Annotated in this window: 2 protein-coding genes; both read left to right on the top strand. The window is 66.2% G+C overall.

The genetic code is table 11. The features are described from left to right. The coding region (locus tag SO180_RS42365) for a transposase (RefSeq protein ID WP_479684007.1) at nt 1-886 on the top strand (886 nt) is incomplete at its 5' end. 6 nt (nt 887-892) lie between these two features. Beyond that, a complete protein-coding gene (locus SO180_RS42360) occupies nt 893-1,150 on the top strand; it encodes a hypothetical protein (protein WP_449384704.1) in 258 nt (85 codons plus the stop codon). The last annotated feature ends 112 nt before the right edge of the window (nt 1,151-1,262 follow it).

Genomic DNA, 1,262 nt, shown 5'->3' with positions numbered 1-1,262 from the left:
GCTACAGACCCATGCCATAGAGGCCTATGTTATCCATGCGGCGAGCATCGCGGTGTCACGCGAGCACCGGCGCGCCAAGAGCGATCGGATCGACACGGAACTGCTGATGCGCTCATTGCTCGGCTGGCTGCGTGGCGAGAAGCGCCATTGCAGCATGGTCGCGATCCCGACCATGGCGCAGGAAGACACACGGCGACCGGGCCGTGAGCGGCAGAGCCTGGTCAGCGACCAGACGCGGATCGTCAACCGCGTCAAAGCCGTCCTCGCCCTGGTCGGCATCGGCGGGTTCAATCCGAGGCTGCGGAAGGCGGCGCAGAAGCTCCAGACGCTGCGTACCGCAGAGGGAACGCCGCTGCCGGACAATACCCATGCGGAGCTATGCCGCGATCTGGAACGGCTGAGCCTGGTGCGTGACCAGATCCGTGCCATCGAACGCGAACGTTTGCAGCGTCTCGCCGCTGCGCCGGCCGCAGCAACGGGTCCCCATGCGATGGTTCGTTTGATCGCAAGGGTCCTCGGCATCGCCATCGAGACCGCCGACATGCTGGTGCATGAGGCGCTGTCGCGCAATCTGCGTGATCGCAGAGCTGTCGCGCGCTATGCCGGGCTGACCGGCGCGCCGGACGAGAGCGGTAAACGCCGGCGCGCCGGTCAGCCCGGCATAGCGCGCGACAGCTCTGCGATCACGCAGATTGCGCGACAGCGCCTCATGCACCAGCATGTCGGCGGTCTCGATGGCGATGCCGAGGACCCTTGCGATCAAACGAACCATCGCATGGGGACCCGTTGCTGCGGCCGGCGCAGCGGCGAGACGCTGCAAACGTTCGCGTTCGATGGCACGGATCTGGTCACGCACCAGGCTCAGCCGTTCCAGATCGCGGCATAGCTCCGCATGGGTATTGTCCGGCAGCGGCGTTCCCTCTGCGGTACGCAGCGTCTGGAGCTTCTGCGCCGCCTTCCGCAGCCTCGGATTGAACCCGCCGATGCCGACCAGGGCGAGGACGGCTTTGACGCGGTTGACGATCCGCGTCTGGTCGCTGACCAGGCTCTGCCGCTCACGGCCCGGTCGCCGTGTGTCTTCCTGCGCCATGGTCGGGATCGCGACCATGCTGCAATGGCGCTTCTCGCCACGCAGCCAGCCGAGCAATGAGCGCATCAGCAGTTCCGTGTCGATCCGATCGCTCTTGGCGCGCCGGTGCTCGCGTGACACCGCGATGCTCGCCGCATGGATAACATAGGCCTCTATGGCATGGGTCTGTAGC

It is taken from the genome of Bradyrhizobium sp. UFLA05-112 (genome assembly GCF_053572325.1).
Note: the sequence above shows the minus strand (reverse complement) of the source record. Positions and strands in the feature narration are given on the sequence as shown.

Excerpts from the sequence above, each read along its gene's own strand:
- SO180_RS42360 (WP_449384704.1), top strand. The coding sequence starts at position 893 with ATGGGTATTGTCCGGCAGCGGCGTTCCCTCTGCGGTACGCAGCGTCTG.